This window comes from Paraburkholderia sabiae (assembly GCF_030412785.1).
Taxonomy (GTDB): Bacteria; Pseudomonadota; Gammaproteobacteria; order Burkholderiales; family Burkholderiaceae; genus Paraburkholderia; species Paraburkholderia sabiae.
The window spans coordinates 3,463,375-3,483,958 of the sequence record NZ_CP125295.1 but is presented as its reverse complement, the minus strand read 5'-3'; the positions used below and the strand labels follow the sequence as shown (position 1 = coordinate 3,483,958).

Sequence of the window (20,584 nt, the reverse complement as noted above, 5' to 3'; positions counted from 1 at the left end):
CGAGACCATTGTTGAAACATCAGGCAATACCCGGATTCATCCATGTCTGACCATCCCCGTTCTTCTATTAGCCGCGCGGCCGCGCTGCTTCAGCGAGCTTGCGCCGTGGCCGGCAGCCGGCGTGTGCTGTCGCCCGCGTTGTCGCTCGGTGTCTGCGTGCTGCTGCTGATCGTGTTCCAGCATCTGTCGCAGGCCGTCGATTACAAGTCGGTGATCCGCCATCTGCGGCATCTGACAGCGGGCGAGTGGTCGGCTGCGCTCGGCGCGACGATCCTCAGCTATATCGCCCTCGTCGGGCGCGACGCCGTGGGGCTGCGCTACATCGGCAAGGCGGTGCCGCGTGCGGCGCTGTGGATCGGCGCGACGGCGGGCTCGGCGCTTGGCAACGCGACCGGTTTCGGCGCGCTGACGGGCGGCGCGGTGCGCGCGCGCGTGTACGCCGTCGCCGACGTGACACCCGCGCAAATCGGCCGCATGACGGTGTTTACGAGCGTGTCGCTGGCGCTGGCACTCGTTCTGATGACCGCGCTCGGCATGCTGTACGACGCGCAGACGCTCGCCCCGATGCTGCACAGCCCCACGGGCGCGCTCGCGTGGGGCGGCGCGGCGCTGTTGACGGTGCTCGTTCTGCTGACGCTCGCGTGCGGCAAGAGCACGCGCCAGATCCGCACGCGCTGGAGCTGGCTGTCGTTCGACATCCCCGCGCGCCGCGATTTCATCGAACAGATTCTGCTCGCCGTGCTCGACGTCGTCGCGGCCGGGCTCGCGCTGTGGGCGCTGCTGCCGCACGCGCATGTCGGCTTCGTGTCGTTCATCACGATCTACGCTGCCGCGATGCTGCTCGGCCTGATCGGCCATACGCCGGGCGGCGTCGGCGTGTTCGAGGCGGCGATGGTGTTCGCGCTCGGCGGCAGCGTGCCGACGCATTCGATGGTCGCCGCGCTCCTCGCGTATCGCGCGATCTATTTCGGCTTGCCGCTGATCGTGTCGGCGGGCCTGCTGGCCGGTTTCGAAGGACGTGCGCTGAAGAAGCACCTGCCGCTGCATCACGCGGCCACCGTGTCGCAGCTCGCGCCGCTGTTCCTGAGCCTCTTGACCTTCGTGGTCGGCGGCATGCTGGTGATTTCGAGCGCGACGCCTGCGTTCCTGCAGCGCATCGCGATCCTGCGCGATCTCGTGCCCCTGTGGGTGCTCGAAAGCTCGCAGATGCTGTGCAGCTTGGTCGGCGTCGCACTGCTGTTCGTCGCGCGCGGCTTGTCGCGACGGCTCGATGCCGCATGGTGGCTCACGCTGGGTCTCGCTGTCGTGAGTCTCGCGCTGTCGCTGACGAAGGGTCTCGCCTTCGTCGAAGCCGGCGTGCTGACGACGCTGATCGTGCTGCTGATCTCGACGCGCTCGCGTTTCAATCGCCGCTCGTCGCTGTTTGCCGAGCCTTTCACGGCGGGCTGGCTGGTGTCCGTGGCGATGGTGCTGATGCTCGCAGTGTGGGTGATGCTGTTCGCGTTCCGCGACGTGCCCTATACGCGCGACCTGTGGTGGCAATTCGCGTTCGACGAGCGCGCGCCGCGCGCGCTGCGCGCGACGCTTGCCGCAAGCCTGTTCGCCGCGACCTTCTCGTTCTGGCAACTGCTGCGTCCCGCTGCGGGCCGCTTCGAAAAGCCCGCAAAACACGATCTCGACGACGCCGCGCGCATCTTTCGCGCGCAGGAGCGCAGCGACGCGGGCCTCGCGCTGATGGGCGACAAGAGCTTCCTGTTCTCCGAGTCGCGCCAGGCGTTCCTGATGTACGCGAAATACGGCCGCACGTGGGCCGCGCTGCACGACCCCGTCGGTCCGCGCGCGGAATGGGCGGATCTGATCAGCAAGTTCGTTGCGCTCGCGCATGCGCACGGCGGTCGCGCGGCGTTCTACCAGGTGCGTGCGAACGCGTTGCCGCTCTATCTCGACGCCGGTCTCACGCTGATGAAGCTCGGCGAAGAAGCGCACGTCGTGCTCGATGAATTCGATCTGAAGGGCTCGCATCGCGCGCATCTGCGCTATGCGCTCAAACGCGGCGAGCGCGATGGTTTCGCTGTCGAAGTGATCGAACCGGCGCGCGTGCCCGAATCGATCGCAACGTTGCGCACGATTTCCGATGGCTGGCTCGACAGCCGCGATGCGCGTGAAAAGAGCTTCTCCGTGGCTGCATTTACGGAGGACTATCTGGCCGCGCAATCGGTGATGCTCGTGCGTCAGAACGGCGAGCCCGTCGCGTTCGTCACGTTCATGACGACCGATCTCAACACCGAAGCGACCGTCGGCGTGATGCGCCATGTGCCCGAAGCCTCGCCGTATGCGATGGAATATCTGTTCACGCAGCTTGCGCTGCATCTGAAGCATGCGGGCTTCCGTTCGCTGAGTCTCGGCATCGCGCCGTTCTCCGGCATGTCGCCGACGCCGCTCGCGTCGCGCTGGCACCGGCTCGCGAACATCGTGTGGCGCTTCGGCGGCCGCTTCTACAACTTCCGCGGACTGCGCGCTTTCAAGAGCAAATTTCAGCCTCATTGGGAGCCGCGCTATCTCGCTGCATCCGGTTCCGTCGGCGTGTTCTTCACGCTGGCAGACCTTTCGCTGCTGGCAGGGGGCCGGCGTTCATGACCATGCAAAAGTTTTACCGGCTCGCCGCACTGGCGAGCGTTTCGTTGTGCTCGCTCGCCGGCGTCGTGCCGACGGCGCATGCGTATGAGACCGTGTCGGGCGGCCGTTACGGCGACGTCACGGTGACGAAGCCGACAGGCGATGTGCGCGGCTTCGTCGTGCTGTACTCGCGTGAAAGCGGCTGGAAACCGGCCGATCAGCAGGCCGCCGACGCGCTCGCGAAGAACGGCGCGATGGTGGTCGGCGTCGATACCGCGAAGTACGCTGCGAATCTCGCTGCGAAGAAGGAAGCGTGTCATCAACTGGTCGGCGATGCCGAAGCCGTGAGCCATCAACTCGAACGGCAGGTGCAGTCGAACCGCTATTTCATGCCGATCGTTGCGGGCACGGGCCAAGGCGCGACGCTCGCGATGCAGGTGCTCAAGCAGGCGCCTGAAAACACCGTGGCGGGCGCAGTCGCCGTCGCGCCGCAAGGCACGCTCGACAAGCGCTTCAATCCGTGCGCGCCGGATCCGACCGTCACGCATGGTCCGGGCTTGCCTGGTTTCGCCGAAACGGATGCGAACGCATCGGCGGGCACGCAACGCATCGTCGACTTGACGACGCCTCATCTGCGCGTCGCCGTGATGAAGGAAGAGGACGTCTCCGATCTGCCGCTGATCGAACTGCCCGCTGCGCATCCGAACGGCCTGATGGCAATCGTGATTTCCGGCGACGGCGGCTGGCGCGATCTCGACAAGACGATCGCCGAAGAATTGCAGAAGGACGGCGTGTCTGTGATCGGCTGGGACAGCCTGCGCTACTTCTGGTCCGAGCACTCGCCGGAACAGACTAGCCACGATCTCTCGCGCGTGCTGCAAACGTACTCGTCGCGCTGGCACGCGGACCATGTCGCGCTGATCGGCTATTCGTTCGGCGCCGACGTGATGCCCTTCGCGTACAACCGTTTGCCCGATGCCGTGCGCGCAAAGGTCTCGCTGATTTCGCTGCTCGGCTTCGCGCCCTCAGCGGACTTCCAGATCCGCGTGACGGGCTGGCTGGGCATGCCTGCCAGCGACAAGGCTCTTTCGGTGAAACCCGAATTCGCGCGCCTGCCGCCGAAGATCGTGCAGTGCTTCTACGGCGAACACGAGGACGACACGCTTTGCCCGACGCTCACGAAGACGGGCGTCGAAGTGATCCGCACTTCGGGCGATCATCACTTCGGGCACGACTATGCCGCGCTTGAAAAGCGCATTCTCAATGCATTGAAAAAGCAGGCTGGCGGAGTCTGATAAAGCAAGACGCGAGCGGCGAGCGGGCACGAGTGAATGCACGCTCGCCGCTCCTGCGATGAAACGCGGGCCACGGCCCGCGTTTGTACTTCTGGAAGGCGATCGCAACGATCGCGCTGGCTGTGCGTCCTCAGTGGAAAATCAGATACAGAATCACAAGGACGATAAGCGGCACACCTAGCAACCAACCAATCAGATAAGGCATCTCTCTTCTCCCTGTGCGACTGCCGAGACCAGGCGGTCGTCGTGACACAGCGCTTGCCGGTCATTAATGCAAGCGATATGCCACTGTTGGTAATCGCAGTGCAACATCCAGGGCGACATGCGCCAAAGCCTTGTCGCAGAACGCTTTAAACGCCTTCTGGTCGCATTCGAACGAATGCGCTTATTGCATCTCGTGGGTGCATTGCGTTAAAGGGTAATGCGCGATTTTCCGTACCTTCGCAATCTTTTCAGCCTTTATTTCCACGTCATTCATTCGGCGAATTCCGTAACGCGCACTAATATGAACTAGTGCTTGAATGTTTGGGTTTCAGTTGAGCCGCGGCTGGTGCGTTTTATTGGTGTCCATGCTGGATTCCTCTGAGAGATGCCATGCTGAAGCGTCGAACCTTCCTGCTGGGCGGCGTGGGCGCAGCCGGTGCGCTCGTGATCGGATGGTCGGCTCTGCCGCCGCGTCAGCGGCTTGTTGCGTCGGAGCCGATTCCCGTGCGTCCCGGCGAAGCGGCGCTCAACGGCTATGTGAAGATTGCCGCCGACAACACCGTCACGGTCTTGATGTGCAGGACCGAGATGGGACAGGGTGTGCATACGGGGCTCGCGATGCTCGTCGCGGAAGAACTCGACGCAAACTGGGCCGACATTCGCGTGGCCAATGCGCCGCTCGACAACACATACGACAACATCTACAACAACATCGAAAACGTCGTCGGCGATCTGCCGTTTCGTCCCGACGATGACGGCGTCTTTAAAGAAGCTGTGGTGTGGCTCACACGCAAACTCGCGCGTGATTTCGGCACGCAGATGACGGGCGGCTCGTCGACCATCAACGATCTATGGCAGCCGATGCGCGAAGCGGGCGCGTGTGCGCGCGCCATGCTGATTGCAGCGGCCGCGGAACGCTGGGACGTGAAGGCCGCCGATTGCCGTATTGAGAAGGGCGTCGTGCTGCACGATGCGGGGCACAAGGCGGCCTTCGGGCAACTCGCGCTAGAGGCCGCCCGTCAGCCGCTGCCGCGCAAACCCGTGCTGAAGGACCCCGAGAAGTTTCAATTGATCGGCAAGCCCGTGACGCGCGTCGAGGCCGCATCGAAGCTGGACGGCAGCGCGATCTTCGGCATCGACGTCGTTCCCGATGGCCTGCTCTACGCGAGCATCGCGATGTGTCCGACGCTCGGCGGCACGGTTGCGCACTTCAACGGCTCGGCAGCGGGCTCGCTGCCTGGCGTGCACAAGGTCTTTGCCGTCGATGCGTACAACGGCGGCACAGGCGGCGTCGCGGTGATCGCGGAGAACATGTTCATCGCGATGAGTGCGCTCGACGTGTTGAAGGTCGACTGGCACGACGGTCCGACCAAAGGGCTCACCAACGCCGATATCGAGCAACGTCTCGCGCACGCGCTCGACGAAAGCAACGGCCATGCATGGTACAGCCACGGCGATGTCGATAGCGCGCTGAGCCGCGCGGCGCACACGCTGAAGGCGGAGTATCGCGCGCCCTATCTTGCGCATGCTCCGCTCGAGCCCGTGAACTGCACCGCGCAAGTGAGAGACGGCAAGGCGACGGTATGGGCGGCGACGCAGGTGCCGGCCGTTGCGCGCATGCATGTCGCGCATCTGCTCGGCATGAGCACGGATAACGTCGACTTGCAGCAGCAGATGCCGGGCGGTGCATTCGGACGCAGGCTCGAAGTCGACTACATCATGCAGGCGGTTGCTATCGCGCGCGAAGCACAGGGGCGTCCTGTGCAAACGCTGTGGACGCGTCAGCAGGACATGCGTCACGATTTCTATCGGCCTGCATGCGTGTCGCGCTTCCAGGCGGGGCTCGATGATCAGGGGCAACTGATTGCGTGGCACAACACGTCGGTGAGCCAGTCGATCGTAGCGAAATGGCTCGCGCGCAATTACCGCATTCCCGATCTCGGCATCAATTTCGACAAGACCGTATCCGAAGGCTCGTTCGATCAGCCTTATGAAATGCCGAACGTGTGGATCGGACAACGCGTGATCGATTTGCCGATGCCTGTCGGCTTCTGGCGTTCCGTCGGCCATTCGCATCAGGCGTTCTTTATCGAAAGCTTTATCGACGAACTCGCGGCGTTGGCGCGCAAAGATCCTGTCGCATTTCGCGTGGGGCTGTTGACGAAGCATCCACGGCATCTTGCCGTGTTGCAGAAAGTGGCCGACATGTCCGGCTGGAAAATGCCCGCCGTGTGGTCGGACAAGGGCGTCAGGCGCGCACGCGGCGTGGCATTGCATGAGGCATTCGGCAGTGTGGTCGGGCAAGTCGTGCATATCTCGCAGCAGAAGGACGGCACGGTGAAAGTCGAACACGTGTACTGCGCGATCGATTGCGGCTTGCCAGTGAATCCGAATCTCATCAGGCAGCAGGTCGAGGGCGCGATTGTCTTCGGGCTTTCCGCTGCATTCAAGGAAGAGATCACGCTCAAGGATGGCGCAGTCGTCGAGAGCCTTTACAGCGAATTCGATGTCGTGCGAATGGACGAGTGCCCGGATATCTCCGTCGAGATCATGCCGTCGAAAAGCCATCCGCAAGGCGTCGGCGAATCTGCTGTACCGCCCGTTGCGCCCGCCGTCGCGAATGCGCTTTATGCACTGACGGGTACACGCGATTACGCATTGCCGCTCAAAACGAAGCTGTATGCCGGGGGTGCAACATGCTCAAGCTGAATATCAACGGCAAAACGGTCGACGTGCACTCCGATCCCGCCACTCCATTGCTTTGGGTCTTGCGCTGCGAACTGAAAATGACGGGCACCAAGTTCGGTTGCGGCGTCGGCGTGTGCGGCGCGTGCACCGTGCACGTTGGTAAAGATGCCAAAACGTCGTGTCAGGAAAAGCTCTCGGATGTCGGCGCGAATAAGGTCACGACAATAGAAGGTCTGCAAGGACCGCAAGCGCGCGCATTGAAAGAGGCGTGGTTGCGTGTCGATGTCGTGCAATGCGGCTATTGCCAGAGCGCGCAATTGATGGCCGCAAGCGCGCTGATACAGCGCAATCCGACGCCGAGCGTCAAGGAAATCGACTGCGCAATGCACGGCATCATATGCCGCTGCGGCACGTATCCGCGCATCAGACAGGCCATTCTCGAAGCGACGGGACAGGTCAAACATACATAAATCAAAACAGTTCTGACCTTTGTAAAAGCATCGCCGCCGATGCATTGACAATCATTGACGCTTCAACGCACGTTTTGGCAAATATCAACATTTAGCACTCTCGACGGCTGACATAATGCCGCTCCTCAAACGCTGCCGGCTGCGTTGCCGACAGCTCTGAAGCATTCAATCGACTGCGCATGGCATACGAGGTCACGACCGACGTACGCCTTTGCGCGCGCTCGACGATCTCGCCGTCGAAGCAACCGGTGCGCGCAGTCCTGCATTCTGGAGACGTACATGGTCGGCCTTTCACGCCGAAGCTTTTTAAAGGCCACCGTGATGGCCGGTATTTCGGTGTATCTCGCGCCCGTCGGCAGTCGCGCGTTTGCCGCGCTTTTCGAAGAGAAGATACTCACGCCCGTCGAGTGGGATGCAAGAACCGGCCAGCCGCGATTCCGTATCGACGGCATTGCCAAGGTGACGGGTGCGAAAGTGTTTGCGCGCGATATGCGTGCATCCGATATGCCGCATTGGCCGCAGCAGCAGGCACATGCGCTCGTTCTGCGAACCACGCGTGCCGACTGTCTGTATGCAGGTTTCAACCTGAACATGCTCGGCGAGGCGTTGAAGCCGGACCGGATCGTGACGGCAGAAGATCTGGAACGCGATGGACTGCATTTTCCCGCCTTCTATGGCGACGACATGCTGTTGCCGAAAGGCAAGACTCCAGCGTATCTCGGGCAAGCTGTCGCCATTCTGATCTTTCACGATTTCGCACGTTTTCGCCTCGCCAAAGACTGTCTCAAGTTCCGTGACGACGTGATCGCATACGGTCCCCAAACAGGACCGCTCGAACGCGATCCATGGGGCACATTCCGCTTCGTCCGAGTGGGCGGCAAAACGCCATACGACGACGATGTCTTTTCGAGCCTTAAAAATGCGCCTGTTTTTCCGGGCTCGATGCGCAAGCATCAACCCGTGTGGCCGGATGACAAGGAACACGGCAAGCTCGGCGAACAGGGCATGTTCTACGCGAACAGCATTGCTGCGGAACTCGATCATCCGCCCGCCGACTGGCTCGTGATGGAGCGCGACTACAGCACGCAATCCGTCGATACAGCGGCGCTCGAACCCGACAACGCCAATTGCTGGTACGACGCGGCGACGCATTCGCTGCACATGATCGTGCCAACACAAGGTCCTGCCGAAGTCGCACAAAGTGTCGCTGAGATGGCCGCGAAGTGCCGCTTCCCTGTGAAGAACGTGTTCTTGCATCCGTGCTACACGGTGGGCTACGGATCGAAAGATCACTACAACATGCCGTTCTACGGACTCGTCGCGGCAATGTACGGCGACGGTCGACCCGTACGACTCGCCAACGACCGCTATGAGCAGTTCCAGAGCGCGCTGAAACGTCATGCGTTCAGGATGAAGTACCGCATCGCCGTCGACAGAAAGACGGGACTGCTGCAATCGTTCAAGGGCGACTTCGAAGCGAACGGCGGCGGCCGCATGAATTTCTCGCCTTCTGTTGCGATGGTCGGCGCAACAGCCGCGCAATCCATCTACTACTTTCCGAAGAACGACTTCACAGCGATCGCGATTGCGTCGCGTGCCGTCGATGCAGGTTCGGCGCGCGGCTACGGCACCTTGCAGAGCATGGCCGCAACGGAAATGATGATCGACGAAATCGCCGCGCAACTGAAACTCGATCCCATCGAATTCCGTTTGAAGAACGCATTGCGTTCCGGCATGAAGAACACGCAGGGCGCGATTCCGGCAGGGGCCGTGCGCGTCGATGAAGTGCTCGACAAGGCTCGCGCTCATCCGCTATGGAAAAACCGCGCGCAGACGAAGGCGCAGTTCGAAGCGGAGCATCCGGGCAAACGCTACGGCGTAGGCTTTGCGTGTGTGCAGAAAGACTTCGGTACGGGTGCGGAATCGTCGTTTGCAAAGGTCGAACTGAGCGCGGACGGCAAGATCACGTTGCATCATTCGGGCGCGGAAATCGGCACCGGTATGTCGACATCGCAAGCGATCGCCGTGGCGAAATGGCTCGGCGCGCCCGCGACAGATGTGCGCTTCGCGCTGAACGACTGGCACGATCTGCCCGTCGTGACGAGCGGCGATCCTTATCTGATGTCGCAGGCGGAGCAAGACCGCTTGTCGAAGAACCCGCGCTGGTCGCCGGGCTACATGTCGCCGTCGAGTGCGACCAATTCCGCTTTCTACTTCACGCACAGCACGCGAGAAGCGGCGCGCGTTCTTTTCACGCATGGCTTGTGGCCCGCTGCGATGTCGATCTGGTCGGAAGGGACGGGCGGCGGTCAGGCGGCATCGCTGATCGTGCGGATCGAAGATGCGCGCTGGGTGGACGGCAAGCTGTCTGCGGATGGCCTGGAGGCGTTGTCGCTCGAACGGCTCGCGAAGAAAGCGCATGCACTCGGACTCGCGACGGGTGTGACCGTGCACGCGTTCAATCGCTGGCAATGGACGGAGGCCGAGTTCGAAATCGGCGGCAAGGTGGAGCGTCTGCCGCTCGACGGTCTTTCTCTTCGTTACGGTAATGACGCAACGCAAGCCGTCAATCGGCACGCGATCACGCCGAACGGTTACCGCGTGCTCGATCGCAAGCGCGTATTCATTCCGCCTGTTCAGCGCAACAACGCAACCGTCGTCTACTACAGCGCGGTTGGAACGCTCGTCGAACTTTGCGTGAACGAAGGCAGTGGCGAAGTCGAATTGCTGACGCACCACTCGATTCTCGAATGCGGCAATCAGATCTCGCCACAACTCGTGTCGGGCCAGTTGCAAGGCGGCCTTGCGATGGGTATCGGCCATGCGCTGCATGAATATCTGCCGCTCTATGAAGACGGGCCGGGCAATGGCACATGGAACTTCAATCGTTATCGCTTGCCGCGCGCGACGGACGTTGCTGTGTGGAATCAGACGGGTGAAGTACTGCCGCCTTTAACCGATACCGATCCGCCGAAGGGCATTGCTGAAGTGGTGATGATCCCGGTCGTCGGCGCAATCGTGAACGGCATTGCGCATGCCATTGGACATCGTTTCCGTGACCTTCCCGTCACGCCCCAGAAGATTCAGGAGGTGCTCGCATGATGGCGGCCAATTCCCAATCGCAACAAGCCGCGAGTGCTATGCAGTCGGCTGATGCCGTCTCCAACCAGCATGAACAGCCTTTGATGCGGATCGATATGCAAGCGGTGTCGATGACCGTCAATGGCCAATCGTTCGGTCCAATCCGCGTTCCTGCGCAACTGATGCTGATCGATTTTCTGCACGAGTATCTCGGCTTGACGGGTTCACGGCTGGGCTGCGGCCAGGGTGTGTGTCATGCGTGCGTCGTGATTCTCGACAAACCGGACGGCACGAGCGAAGAAGTGCGTTCGTGCATCACGGCGGCGCAGTTTTTCGATGGCAAGAAGATACGCACTGTCGAAGGCCACGCGACATGCAACGAGCACGGCGAAGTCGTCGCACTGTCGCCCGTTCAGCAGAAGTTTCTCGAACACTTCAGTTTTCAATGCGGATACTGCACGCCGGGATTCGTCAATGCGACGACGGTGCTGATCGAGCGATTGAAGCAGCATCCTGTCGAACGCAGCGAGGTTGAGCAGACCATCGTCGAAGCACTCGATTCGCATCTGTGCCGCTGCACAGGCTATGTGCGCTATTACGAAGCGGTGAAGGATCTCGTGTTGAATACACCCGGACTCGTCAAGGGTGGCGAATGATGAGCGCGTTGTTTTTCCTGTTGCGCATCGCATTGTTGACGCTGGTTGCGGTGCTGTCGACGGCATGCAGCAACACGCACGACGCACCCGATGGCGCGAAAGTCGATACCCACGATGCGGCGTTGATCGAACGCGGCCGCTATCTCGCGAAAGCGGCGGACTGTGCCGCGTGCCATACGTCGCGCGACGGCGCGCCCTTCGCGGGCGGCGTCAAACTGGACTCGCCGTTCGGCACGTTCTACGGAACGAACATCACGCCCGACGCGCAACACGGCATCGGCAAATGGACTGCCGACGATTTCTACGGTGCCTTGCATGAAGGCGTCTCGCCGAACGGGCAGCTTTATCCGGCGATGCCGTACACGTCGTATCGCCAGATGTCGCGTGCCGATAGTGACGCGATCTACGCGTATCTGATGTCGCTGAAACCGGCAGCCGTAACGAATCGCGAGCCTGATCTGTCGTTCCCGTTCAATTTGCGCTTTGCGGTGCGCTTCTGGAAGATGCTATTCCTCGAAAACGCGTTGCCGGATGCATCGCGTGGAGAGTCGGCGGACTGGAATCGCGGACGCTATCTCGCGAACGCACTCGGGCATTGCGCGGAGTGTCATACGCCGCGTGGTGCCTTTGGACAGCTCGATGGCGCGAAGCCGCTGGCGGGCGGCGCGCTCGGCCGCATTCATGCGCCCGACCTGACGCCTGAAGGTCTCGGAAATCGCGGATGGTCAGCGCGAGACTTGCAGACGTTCTTCGCCACGGGGATCGCGCCGCAAGGTTCGGCATTCGGCGAGATGCATCCCGTTGTGCATCTCAGCAGCCAGTACATGACGCCCGGCGATCTGCGCGCGATCTCCACGTACGTTTTGGGCGACAAGCCGATCGCACCCACGCCGCTACAAACGCAATCCTCTGATGCCGCGCAAATGGCAGCTGGCCGGCGCGCGTATCTGTCCGTCTGCGCGGGTTGTCACGGCTTCGAGGGTGAGGGCAAGCCGCACGTTGCCGTGTCCATGCGAGGCAATTCCACTGTGCGTCAGAGCGATGCGCACAACCTGATCGTGTCGATGCTCGACGGTATCGACGAGCAAGCGTTCCCCGGACTCGAACATATGCAGGAAATGCCGGGCTTCGCGAATACATTGAGCGACGATGAACTCGCGCAAGTTGCGAACTATCTGCGTAACAGTTTGGGCGGCCAACCCGCCGACGTCACCGCAAATGTAGTTCATGCATTGAGGCGATAACGCGATGCGTCGACGGATAGGCAGAAGCAGCAATGGACAGTGTCGATATTGAGGTTCTGAAGAGCAGTGCGCGCTGGCTTGATCAGGGACATCGCGCGTTGCTCGTGACGGTTGTGAAGACGTGGGGTTCCTCACCGCGTCCCGAAGGCGCGATGCTCGCGGTGCGCGACGATGGCACGGTGGTGGGATCGGTGTCGGGCGGGTGTATCGAAGACGATCTGATCGAACGCGTGCGTCAACGTGGCATCACGCAGACGAAGCCCGAAGTGGTGAAGTACGGCATCACGGCGGAAGAGGCGCATCGCTTCGGTTTGCCATGCGGCGGCACGATTCAACTGGTTCTGGAGCCTTTGACGAAGGCGAGCGGCATCGCTGAACTATGCGGCGCAGTGGAGCACGGAAGGCTCGTGGCGCGCACATTGGACATGGAAATGGGCATTGCGCAATTGAGCGCGGCGCAAGCGGGCGATGGTGTCGGCTTCGACGGAAAGCGTCTTCTCACGATACACGGCCCGCGTCACCGGATGCTGGTGATCGGCGCGGGTCAACTGTCCCGCTATCTCTGCACTATCGCCGTGGGTCTCGATTATCAGGTGACCGTTTGCGATCCGCGTGAAGCGTACACCGACGCGTGGGACGTTCCAGGTATCACGATCGTGAGTACGATGCCCGACGATACCGTGCTCGACATGAAGCTCGACGAGCGTTGCGCAGTAATTGCACTGACGCACGATCCGAAGCTCGATGATCTCGCGCTGATGGAAGCGCTGAAAACGCCAGCGTTCTATGTCGGCGCATTAGGTTCGCGGCGCAACAATGCGGCGCGTCGCGAAAGGCTCAAGGAGTTCGATCTCACCGAGACCGAACTAACGCGATTGCATGGGCCAGCGGGAATCTATATCGGCAGCAGAACCCCGCCGGAAATCGCGGTGTCGATTCTGGCCGAAGTGACAGCCGCGAAGAATGGCGTCGAGCTGCCGCACATGCTGCAAATCGAGGGCGCGAAAGCGGCGCGCGACATCGCACGAAGCGTCACTTCTTCGTGCGATATCCAGAGCCTGAATGTCAATCAAACGGAAAGCGTCCCGACGGACTAGTTATTTCCATGGGAGTAAAGCGTCAACTTGTTAGTGACCGATGTCACGCCTTGCACGCCCTTCGCTACTTCCGCCGCCTGCTGAATCTGCCCACCGTCGGGCACGCTGCCCGATAACGTCACGGCGCCGCCGCGCGCTTTCACGAAGACGTTCGATACATTGAAGCCAGGTGCTTTCGACAAAGCCTTGCGCACGTCGCGGCCGAGCTTCTTGTCCGCAGGTGTCGCCTTCTTCGAATGCGTCGCGGGAGCGGACGCCATCGCCATATCATCGCTCGCTTGCGCATACACGTTTGACGTCAGCGCCACGCAACCGATAACGGCGAGGCATTGCAGGACATCGCGGATCTTCATGATTGCTTCTCCTTGTTTGCGTTCGGGACCGCTCAGTAAACATAGCCAACAATCCGCTTCCGCCAAAGTTGCGTTTGCTTTCCTGGGGAAAACCCGCACTCATCTACTATCGATTATCGAGATAACGCTTATTCACGCTATCGCGTTGCTCGATAGAACCGCCGACGGCACACTTTGACCCACATCAAAGAAACGCACCACGCATTCAGGAGACACACTCATGCGTACCCAAGTCGGCATCATCGGCGCTGGTCCTGCGGGACTGCTTCTCTCCCATCTTCTCCATTTGCAAGGCATTGATTCCGTCGTGCTCGAATCGCGCAGCCGCGAGCAGATCGAATCGACGATACGCGCGGGCGTGCTCGAACAGGGCACGATGGATCTGCTCACCGAAACGGGTGTGGGCGAGCGCATGAAAGCGGAAGGTGCACTGCATCATGGCTTCGAACTCGCATTCGAAGGCAAGCGCCGCCGTATCGATCTCACGGATCTCACGGGCAAAGCGATCACGGTCTATGCGCAGCACGAAGTTATCAAGGATCTTGTCGCTGCGCGCGTGGCGGCGCAAGGCGCGTTGCATTTCGGCGTATCGGATGTATCGCTGCACGATATCGACGGCACGACGCCGACCATTCGCTTTCGTCACGAAGGCGAAGCGCACGACCTGCAATGCGATTTCATTATCGGTTGCGACGGTTCGCAGGGCATTTCGCGCAATTCGATTCCGGAAGCACTGCGCCGAGATTATCAGCGCGTTTATCCGTTCGGCTGGTTCGGCATTCTGGCCGAAGCGCCGCCCAGTTCCGACGAATTGATCTATGCGCGTCACGAGCGCGGCTTTGCATTGGTCAGCACGCGTTCACCGAACGTGCAGCGCATGTATTTCCAGTGCGATCCGAAGGACAACGTCGACAACTGGTCAGACGATCGCATCTGGGCAGAGCTGCACGCACGCGTCGATTCGGATGAAGGCCACAAGGTAGTCGAAGGTAAGATCTTTCAGAAGAACATTGTCGGCATGCGCAGTTTCGTTTCGACGACGATGCAGCACGGCCGCCTGTTCCTTGCCGGCGATGCAGCGCATATCGTGCCGCCTACGGGCGCGAAGGGCTTGAACCTCGCTGTTTCCGACGTGCGCATTCTGTCCGACGCATTGCGTGCGTTCTACAAGGAAGATCGTAGCGACAAGCTCGAAAGCTATAGCGAAACGGCGCTCAAGCGCATCTGGCGCGCAGAACATTTCTCGTACTGGATGACGCGCATGATGCACCGCCTCGACGATGCATCGCCATTCGAGCAGCAATTGCAGGTCGCGGAACTGGAGCACGTGACGACTTCGCGCAGCGCGGCGATTTCGATGGCCGAGAACTATGTCGGCGCGGTGGCGGTTTAAACGGCAGGTAATCAGTTCAAAGACAATCAGTTCAAAGACAGATCGGTGTGCGCGGCGGCCTGAAATTCTTTGGGCGTCGCGCCCGTCTGTTTGCGGAAATAGCGGCTGAAATACGCGGCATCCTCGAAGCCCAATGCGTGCGCGATCTGCTTGATCGTCAGACCCGAATAGACGAGATCGCGCTGTGCTTCGCGTATCAGATGTTCATTCACGAGCGACATCGGCGAATGGCCGAGTTCGTCGCGGCAAATGCGGCTCAATTGAGCCGTCGTAATGCCTAGCTTCTCAGCATAGAAATCGACGGGACGGTGCTCGCGAAAGTGCCCGGCCACGAGTTCACGAAAGCGCTTGATCTGCACGCTGCGCCGATCGGCGACGCCGCTCGATGCGGTCATCGCCGCCGCATCGCTCAATCTCGCCACTTGCACGAAAAGTGCAATCATCAACGACATCCCGGCTGCGATATGACCGCGTGCATTGCCGCGGTATTCCTGTTCGAGCAGCGTGAAGAGCGGCATCAATGTGTCGTCGCCCGCCGGTGTCTTCACAGGGATCACACCCGGGCGCTGAATCACAGGCAGCAGGCCCGGCGACACGGCCTTCGAAATCGACTCCAGCGCACGCTGCGCAGCCGTGATCACAAGCCCGTCTATATCGGGCGAAAACACAAAGCCATGCACGGTTTGCGCGGGCAAAACGACGACACAGGGCGGCGTGAACGCGTGCTTCTCACTTTCGATCACGACGTGTCCGCTGCCGCTGCGTATATACAGAATCTGCAATAGCGCATCGTGTCGATGCGCGGCGATATGCCAGTCGTTGGGACGGCTGCGCTCGGCAATCCACTCGAAATTGAACGCGTCGAACCAGGGCGGGCGCGCGGATTCGCCATACAGATCGTAGTTAGGGATTTTCCTCATGCCGTTTCGTCTCCTGTGTACGAATTGTCCTGCGATGCGTGCTCTTTGTCCAATCTCGTCGCACGGCGTGTCCCTATACTTTTCTCCATGAATCGTGCGATCGGCATTTCGAATCGCCGATCGGAATGAAGACATGGAGATTCGGATGACTAACAAAAGAAGCAATGAGTGGCTTGAACTCGAAGGCAAGGTTTGCGTCGTGACGGGCGCGGCGGGCGGTATCGGCAGTGCGATTGCACGTGTGCTCGGCGAAAGCGGCGCGCGCATTGCGTTGCTGGATCGCGAAGCGGGCAAGTGCGAAGACCTTGCGCAGACGCTCGGCGCGAACGGCATCGAAGCATACGCATTCGAATGCGATATCGCCGACGCCGCAAGCGTCGAAACGACGGCAGCGCGCGTTGAAGAAAAGCTGGGCGCAGCCGATGTTCTCGTCAACAACGCAGGTTTGCTGCGGCCGGGCGGTATCGAAGACATTGCGCTCGACGCATGGAACGCAATGCTTCAGGTCAATCTGACGGGCTACATGCTGTGTTCGCAAGCGTTCGGCCGCGCGATGTTGCGCAAAGGCGCAGGCAGCATCGTGCATGTGGCGTCGGTGGCTGCGCATCATCCGCAAACATGGAGCGGCGCATATAGCCCCGGCAAGGCGGCCGTCGCGATGCTGTCGAAGCAGATCGCCGCCGAGTGGGGTGTGCGTGGCGTGCGCAGCAACGCCGTGTGTCCCGGCATGATCCGCACGCCGCTGTCGGCGTCGTTCTACGCGCAAGGCGATGTCGAACAGCGTCGCAGTGCGATGACAGCGAGCCGCCGCATCGGCGAACCGGTCGATATCGCGGACGTGGTTGCGTTCCTGGCGAGTCCGCGCGCGGGTTATGTGAACGGCACGGAGCTGGTGGTCGACGGCGGGCTCGAATGCATGCTGATGGATCTGGTGCCGCGACCTGGTTACGACGCAAAGGCAGATTCGGCTCGCTAAGGCAAAGACATTGGCAGGAGACACAGCATGACTACTCACACTCACACACGCGCGCCACTGACATGCGATGTACTCGTCATCGGTTCGGGCGCAGGCGGACTCTCGACGGCGATCACCGCGCGCAAGCACGGTCTCGACGTCGTGGTGATCGAGAAGGAAGCGTATTTCGGCGGCACGACCGCGTTTTCGGGCGGCGTGTTGTGGATTCCGGGCAACCGGCACGCACGTGCGAACGGCGTGAACGACACGCGCGAAGCAGCGAAGACCTATATGCGCAATGAGACAGGCGCGTTCTTCGACGAAGCAGCCGTCGATGCCTTTCTCGATACCGGCCCGCAAATGCTCGAATTCTTCGAGCGCGAGACAGAAGTGAAATTCGTCCCCACGCTCTATCCCGACTATCACCCGGACATGCAGGGCGGCGTCGATATCGGGCGTTCTATCGTCGCGGCGCCTTACGATGCGCGAAATCTCGGCGACGACATTACGCGTCTTCGCCCGCCGCTCAAGACGATCACGTTCATCGGCATGATGTTCAATTCGTCGAACGCCGATCTCAAGCACTTCTTCAACGCGACGCGATCGCTGAAGTCCGCTCTGTATGTGGCGAAGCGCCTTGGAAGTCATTTGAAGGATCTCGCGCTTTATCGACGCGGCGTGCAGATCACGAGCGGCAATGCACTGGCGGCTCGGCTCGCGAAATCGGCTTTGTCGATGGGCATTCCGATTCACACGAACACGGCCGCGAAAGAACTCATCGTGCAGAACGGGCGCGTGACGGGCGTGAGCGTCACGGGTCCGCAAGGTGAGATGCGTATCGATGCACGCCGTGGCGTTGTTCTCGCGTGCGGCGGTTTTTCGCACGATGTCGCGCGTATTGCCAAAGCGTATCCGCATGTGAAGCGCGGCGGCGAGCATTGCTCGCCCGTGCCGAAGGGCAACACAGGCGATGGCGCGCGCATGGCCGAAAGCGTCGGCGCTCAGGTTCCCATTCGTTATCCGCAGCCGGCTGCGTGGATGCCCGTATCGCGTGTGCCGATGCGCGACGGCACGTTCGGCGTGTTTCCGCATCTCGTCGATCGCTACAAGCCGGGCATCATCGGCGTGACGCGCAAAGGCAAGCGCTTTACCAACGAAGCGAACTCGTACCACGACGTCGGCGCGGCGATGATCGAAGCATGCCGCGACGAAAGAGAAACGGCGATGTGGCTGATCTGCGATCACGCGACGATCCGCAAGTACGGACTCGGCTTCGCGAAGCCCGCACCGGTGCCTTTGGGGCCGCTGCTGCGCAATGGCTATCTCGTCAAAGGGCGCACGCTTGCCGATCTCGCGCGTGAAGCGGGTATCGACGCTGCCGCGCTCGAAGCCACCGTGCGCACGTATAACGACGGCGCAAAGCGCGGCGAAGATCGGGAGTTCGGTCGCGGCTCGACTTCGTTCAATCGCTATCTCGCCGATCCCGAGCACAAACCCAATCCATGTGTTGCGCCGATCGGCGACGGGCCTTATTACGCGCTCAAGGTCGTGATGGGTGATCTCGGCACTTTCGACGGCATCACGACAGCCGTCACGGGCGAAGTGCTCGATGCACGCGGCGCCGTTATCGATGGACTGTACGCAGTCGGCAATGATCGCGCGAGCGTCATGGGCGGCAACTATCCGGGCGCGGGCATCACGCTCGGTCCGATCATGACCTTCGGTTTCATCACTGGACGGCGGCTCGCAGGCGTGGCCGATACCTTCGCCGACAAGCACGCGCAAGGGCAGAACGCGCGGCAATCCGCAACCGTATAGAGGACAGCATCATGAGCAGCACCAAACCATTCGTCGATCACCGCATCTATACGATCCGGCCGCGCGGCATGGCGGAATTCATCGACGTATTCGATCGTCTCGCGATGCCCATTCAATTGAAGTACCTCGGCGCGCCCGTCGGTTTCTATATGAGCGATATCGGCGCATTGAATCAGGTCGTGCATTTGTGGGGCTACGAAAGCATCGGCGATTACGACCAGCGCCGCACTGCGCGCGATGCGGACCCGGAATGGCCCGCGTACTTGCAGGCGTCGGCGCATCTGATCGTTGCGCAGGAAAGCCGGATCATCCGGCGCGTCGAATTCAGAAGTCTCACTGCGCTGCGCTAAAAAAAATAGAAACGGCAGCAGCGCAATCAAAGACATTCGGAGACGTAGCACCCGCGTTTCAAGGAGACACGCAATGAGCCAGCACACACGCACAGTCGATGTGCAGCGTTTCATCGACGGCGAACGTTTTTCGCCTTTTCAATGGACGATTCTTGTTCTCTGCTTTCTGGTCGTCGCCGCCGATGGCTTCGATACGGCTGCTGTCGGTTTCATCGCGCCTTCGCTCGTGCAGGACTGGGGCGTGGCGCGGTCCGCACTCGGGCCTGTGATGAGCGCGGCGCTTGTTGGCCTCGGAATCGGTGCATTGGGTGCAGGACCGTTTGCGGATCGAATCGGACGTAAAACGGTGCTGATTCTATCGGTGTTTTTCTTCGGGCTATGGAGTTTTGCGGCTGCGCATGCGACTTCCATCGAATCGCTAACGGCACTGCGTTTCATGACAGGCCTCGGACTCGGCGCCGCGATGCCGAATGCGGTGACGTTGATGTCCGAATACGCACCGGCACGCATCCGTGCGGTAGCGGTGAACGCCATGTTCTGCGGCTTCTCATGCGGACTCGCGATCGGCGGTGTGGCGTCGGCATGGCTCATTCCTCACTTCGGCTGGCAGAGCGTGCTCGTTGCGGGCGGCGTCGGTCCAATTGCGCTGACATTCGTGCTGATTCTGTTGCTGCCCGAGTCCGCGCAATTCATGGTGACGAGACAACGCGGCGACGCGCGGATCGCCCGTGTTTTGCAGCGCATCGCAAAGAGCGCGTCTCTTGAAGCATGCCGTTTCGTGACCGCGGAATCCGTCGCGGAGCATCGCGGGTCAGCATTGCGTGTGGTGTTGTCGTCGCGCTTTCGCTTTGGCACGCTGATGTTGTGGCTCGCCTATTTCATGGGTCTGTTGATCTACTATCTGCTGACGAACTGGCTGCCCACGCTCTTCAAGGACACTGGCTTTTCCGGGCAAAACGCCGCGCTGATGACTTCGTTGTTTCCCCTTGGCGGCATCCTCGGCAATCTGAGCGTCGGCTGGCTGATGGACCGCTTCAAGGCGAATCGCGTGATCGCGTGCACGTATGTCGTGGCGGCCTTGCTGGTGATGCTGGTCGGGCGCGGCATTGGACATCAACTGATGCTCGGCACGCTGATCTTCCTGACGGGCACGGTCGTCACGTCAGCCGTCACATCGATGTCCGCGTTGGCTGCAAGCTTCTATCCGACGCAAGGACGTGCGACGGGCGTTGCGTGGATGCTCGGCGTGGGGCGCATCGGCGGCGTGGCGGGCGCGCTGGTCGGTGCTGCGCTAATGGGGCTGGGCTGGCAGTTCGGCGCGGTATTCAGCCTGCTTGCCGTGCCCGCGATGATCGCCGCATTCGGCGTGTTCGCGATGGCACGCCGTCCACAGGCGTCGCATATCGAAGACGCGGAATTGACGCCTGCGGTGGAGTGAAAATAA

15 protein-coding genes are annotated in these 20,584 nt (G+C 61.0%); 13 read left to right on the top strand and 2 right to left on the bottom strand.

What is annotated here, in order from left to right; all coding sequences use genetic code 11:
• Nucleotides 1–42: 42 nt before the first annotated feature.
• From mprF to QEN71_RS15635, 8 genes are all read left to right on the top strand, one after another.
• Nucleotides 43–2,637 (top strand): bifunctional lysylphosphatidylglycerol flippase/synthetase MprF, encoded by a 2,595-nt coding sequence (mprF, locus tag QEN71_RS15670; protein ID WP_201648593.1) that lies wholly within the window; start codon nt 43–45, stop codon nt 2,635–2,637.
• Nucleotides 2,634–3,911, top strand: coding sequence for a virulence factor family protein (locus QEN71_RS15665; protein ID WP_201648594.1), 1,278 nt, complete (start codon nt 2,634–2,636; stop codon nt 3,909–3,911). The genes mprF and QEN71_RS15665 overlap by 4 nt, the downstream gene beginning before the upstream one ends.
• A gap of 594 nt (nt 3,912–4,505) precedes the next feature.
• The gene (locus QEN71_RS15660; protein ID WP_201648595.1) at nt 4,506–6,824 is read left to right on the top strand and encodes a xanthine dehydrogenase family protein molybdopterin-binding subunit; all 2,319 of its coding nucleotides are present in this window, start codon (nt 4,506–4,508) and stop codon (nt 6,822–6,824) included.
• On the top strand, nt 6,812–7,273 hold the full coding sequence (locus tag QEN71_RS15655; protein WP_201648596.1) for a (2Fe-2S)-binding protein: 462 nt from the start codon (nt 6,812–6,814) through the stop codon (nt 7,271–7,273). Before QEN71_RS15660 ends, QEN71_RS15655 begins: the two co-directional genes overlap by 13 nt.
• Before the next feature lie 279 nt (nt 7,274–7,552).
• Complete coding sequence (locus tag QEN71_RS15650) at nt 7,553–10,375, top strand: xanthine dehydrogenase family protein molybdopterin-binding subunit (protein ID WP_377790077.1); 2,823 nt, start codon at nt 7,553–7,555, stop codon at nt 10,373–10,375.
• Nucleotides 10,372–11,010, top strand: coding sequence for a (2Fe-2S)-binding protein (locus tag QEN71_RS15645; RefSeq protein ID WP_201648597.1), 639 nt, complete (start codon nt 10,372–10,374; stop codon nt 11,008–11,010). Before QEN71_RS15650 ends, QEN71_RS15645 begins: the two co-directional genes overlap by 4 nt.
• On the top strand, nt 11,007–12,254 hold the full coding sequence (locus tag QEN71_RS15640) for a c-type cytochrome (protein WP_201648598.1): 1,248 nt from the start codon (nt 11,007–11,009) through the stop codon (nt 12,252–12,254). The genes QEN71_RS15645 and QEN71_RS15640 overlap by 4 nt, the downstream gene beginning before the upstream one ends.
• 32 nt (nt 12,255–12,286) lie before the next feature.
• Nucleotides 12,287–13,351, top strand: coding sequence for an XdhC family protein (locus QEN71_RS15635; protein WP_201648599.1), 1,065 nt, complete (start codon nt 12,287–12,289; stop codon nt 13,349–13,351).
• Here the strand turns inward: QEN71_RS15635 and QEN71_RS15630 are convergent.
• Nucleotides 13,348–13,704, bottom strand: coding sequence for a BON domain-containing protein (locus QEN71_RS15630; RefSeq protein ID WP_201648600.1), 357 nt, complete (start codon nt 13,702–13,704; stop codon nt 13,348–13,350). The genes QEN71_RS15635 and QEN71_RS15630 overlap by 4 nt on opposite strands.
• A gap of 220 nt (nt 13,705–13,924) precedes the next feature.
• Between QEN71_RS15630 and pobA the strand changes: the two genes are divergently transcribed.
• Entirely contained in the window at nt 13,925–15,097 is a 1,173-nt protein-coding gene (gene pobA / locus QEN71_RS15625) for a 4-hydroxybenzoate 3-monooxygenase (protein WP_201648601.1), read from the top strand.
• A 26-nt stretch (nt 15,098–15,123) separates the two neighbouring features.
• On the opposite strand, the gene QEN71_RS15620 is transcribed toward pobA, so the two are convergent.
• Nucleotides 15,124–16,017, bottom strand: a complete 894-nt coding sequence (locus QEN71_RS15620) for a helix-turn-helix domain-containing protein (protein WP_201648602.1) — start codon at nt 16,015–16,017, stop codon at nt 15,124–15,126.
• Between the two features lie 145 nt (nt 16,018–16,162).
• Between QEN71_RS15620 and QEN71_RS15615 the strand changes: the two genes are divergently transcribed.
• The 4 genes from QEN71_RS15615 to QEN71_RS15600 all read left to right on the top strand — a co-directional run bounded on the left by QEN71_RS15615 (nt 16,163) and on the right by QEN71_RS15600 (nt 20,578).
• Nucleotides 16,163–16,993 (top strand): SDR family NAD(P)-dependent oxidoreductase, encoded by an 831-nt coding sequence (locus tag QEN71_RS15615; protein ID WP_201648603.1) that lies wholly within the window; start codon nt 16,163–16,165, stop codon nt 16,991–16,993.
• A 27-nt stretch (nt 16,994–17,020) separates the two neighbouring features.
• Nucleotides 17,021–18,790, top strand: coding sequence for an FAD-dependent oxidoreductase (locus QEN71_RS15610; RefSeq protein WP_201648604.1), 1,770 nt, complete (start codon nt 17,021–17,023; stop codon nt 18,788–18,790).
• Nucleotides 18,791–18,801: 11 nt separating this feature from the next.
• Nucleotides 18,802–19,140, top strand: coding sequence for an NIPSNAP family protein (locus QEN71_RS15605; RefSeq protein ID WP_028363704.1), 339 nt, complete (start codon nt 18,802–18,804; stop codon nt 19,138–19,140).
• Nucleotides 19,141–19,213: 73 nt separating this feature from the next.
• Nucleotides 19,214–20,578: an MFS transporter gene (locus QEN71_RS15600; protein ID WP_201648605.1), complete on the top strand. Its 1,365-nt coding sequence runs from the start codon at nt 19,214–19,216 to the stop codon at nt 20,576–20,578.
• Nucleotides 20,579–20,584 lie beyond the last annotated feature (6 nt).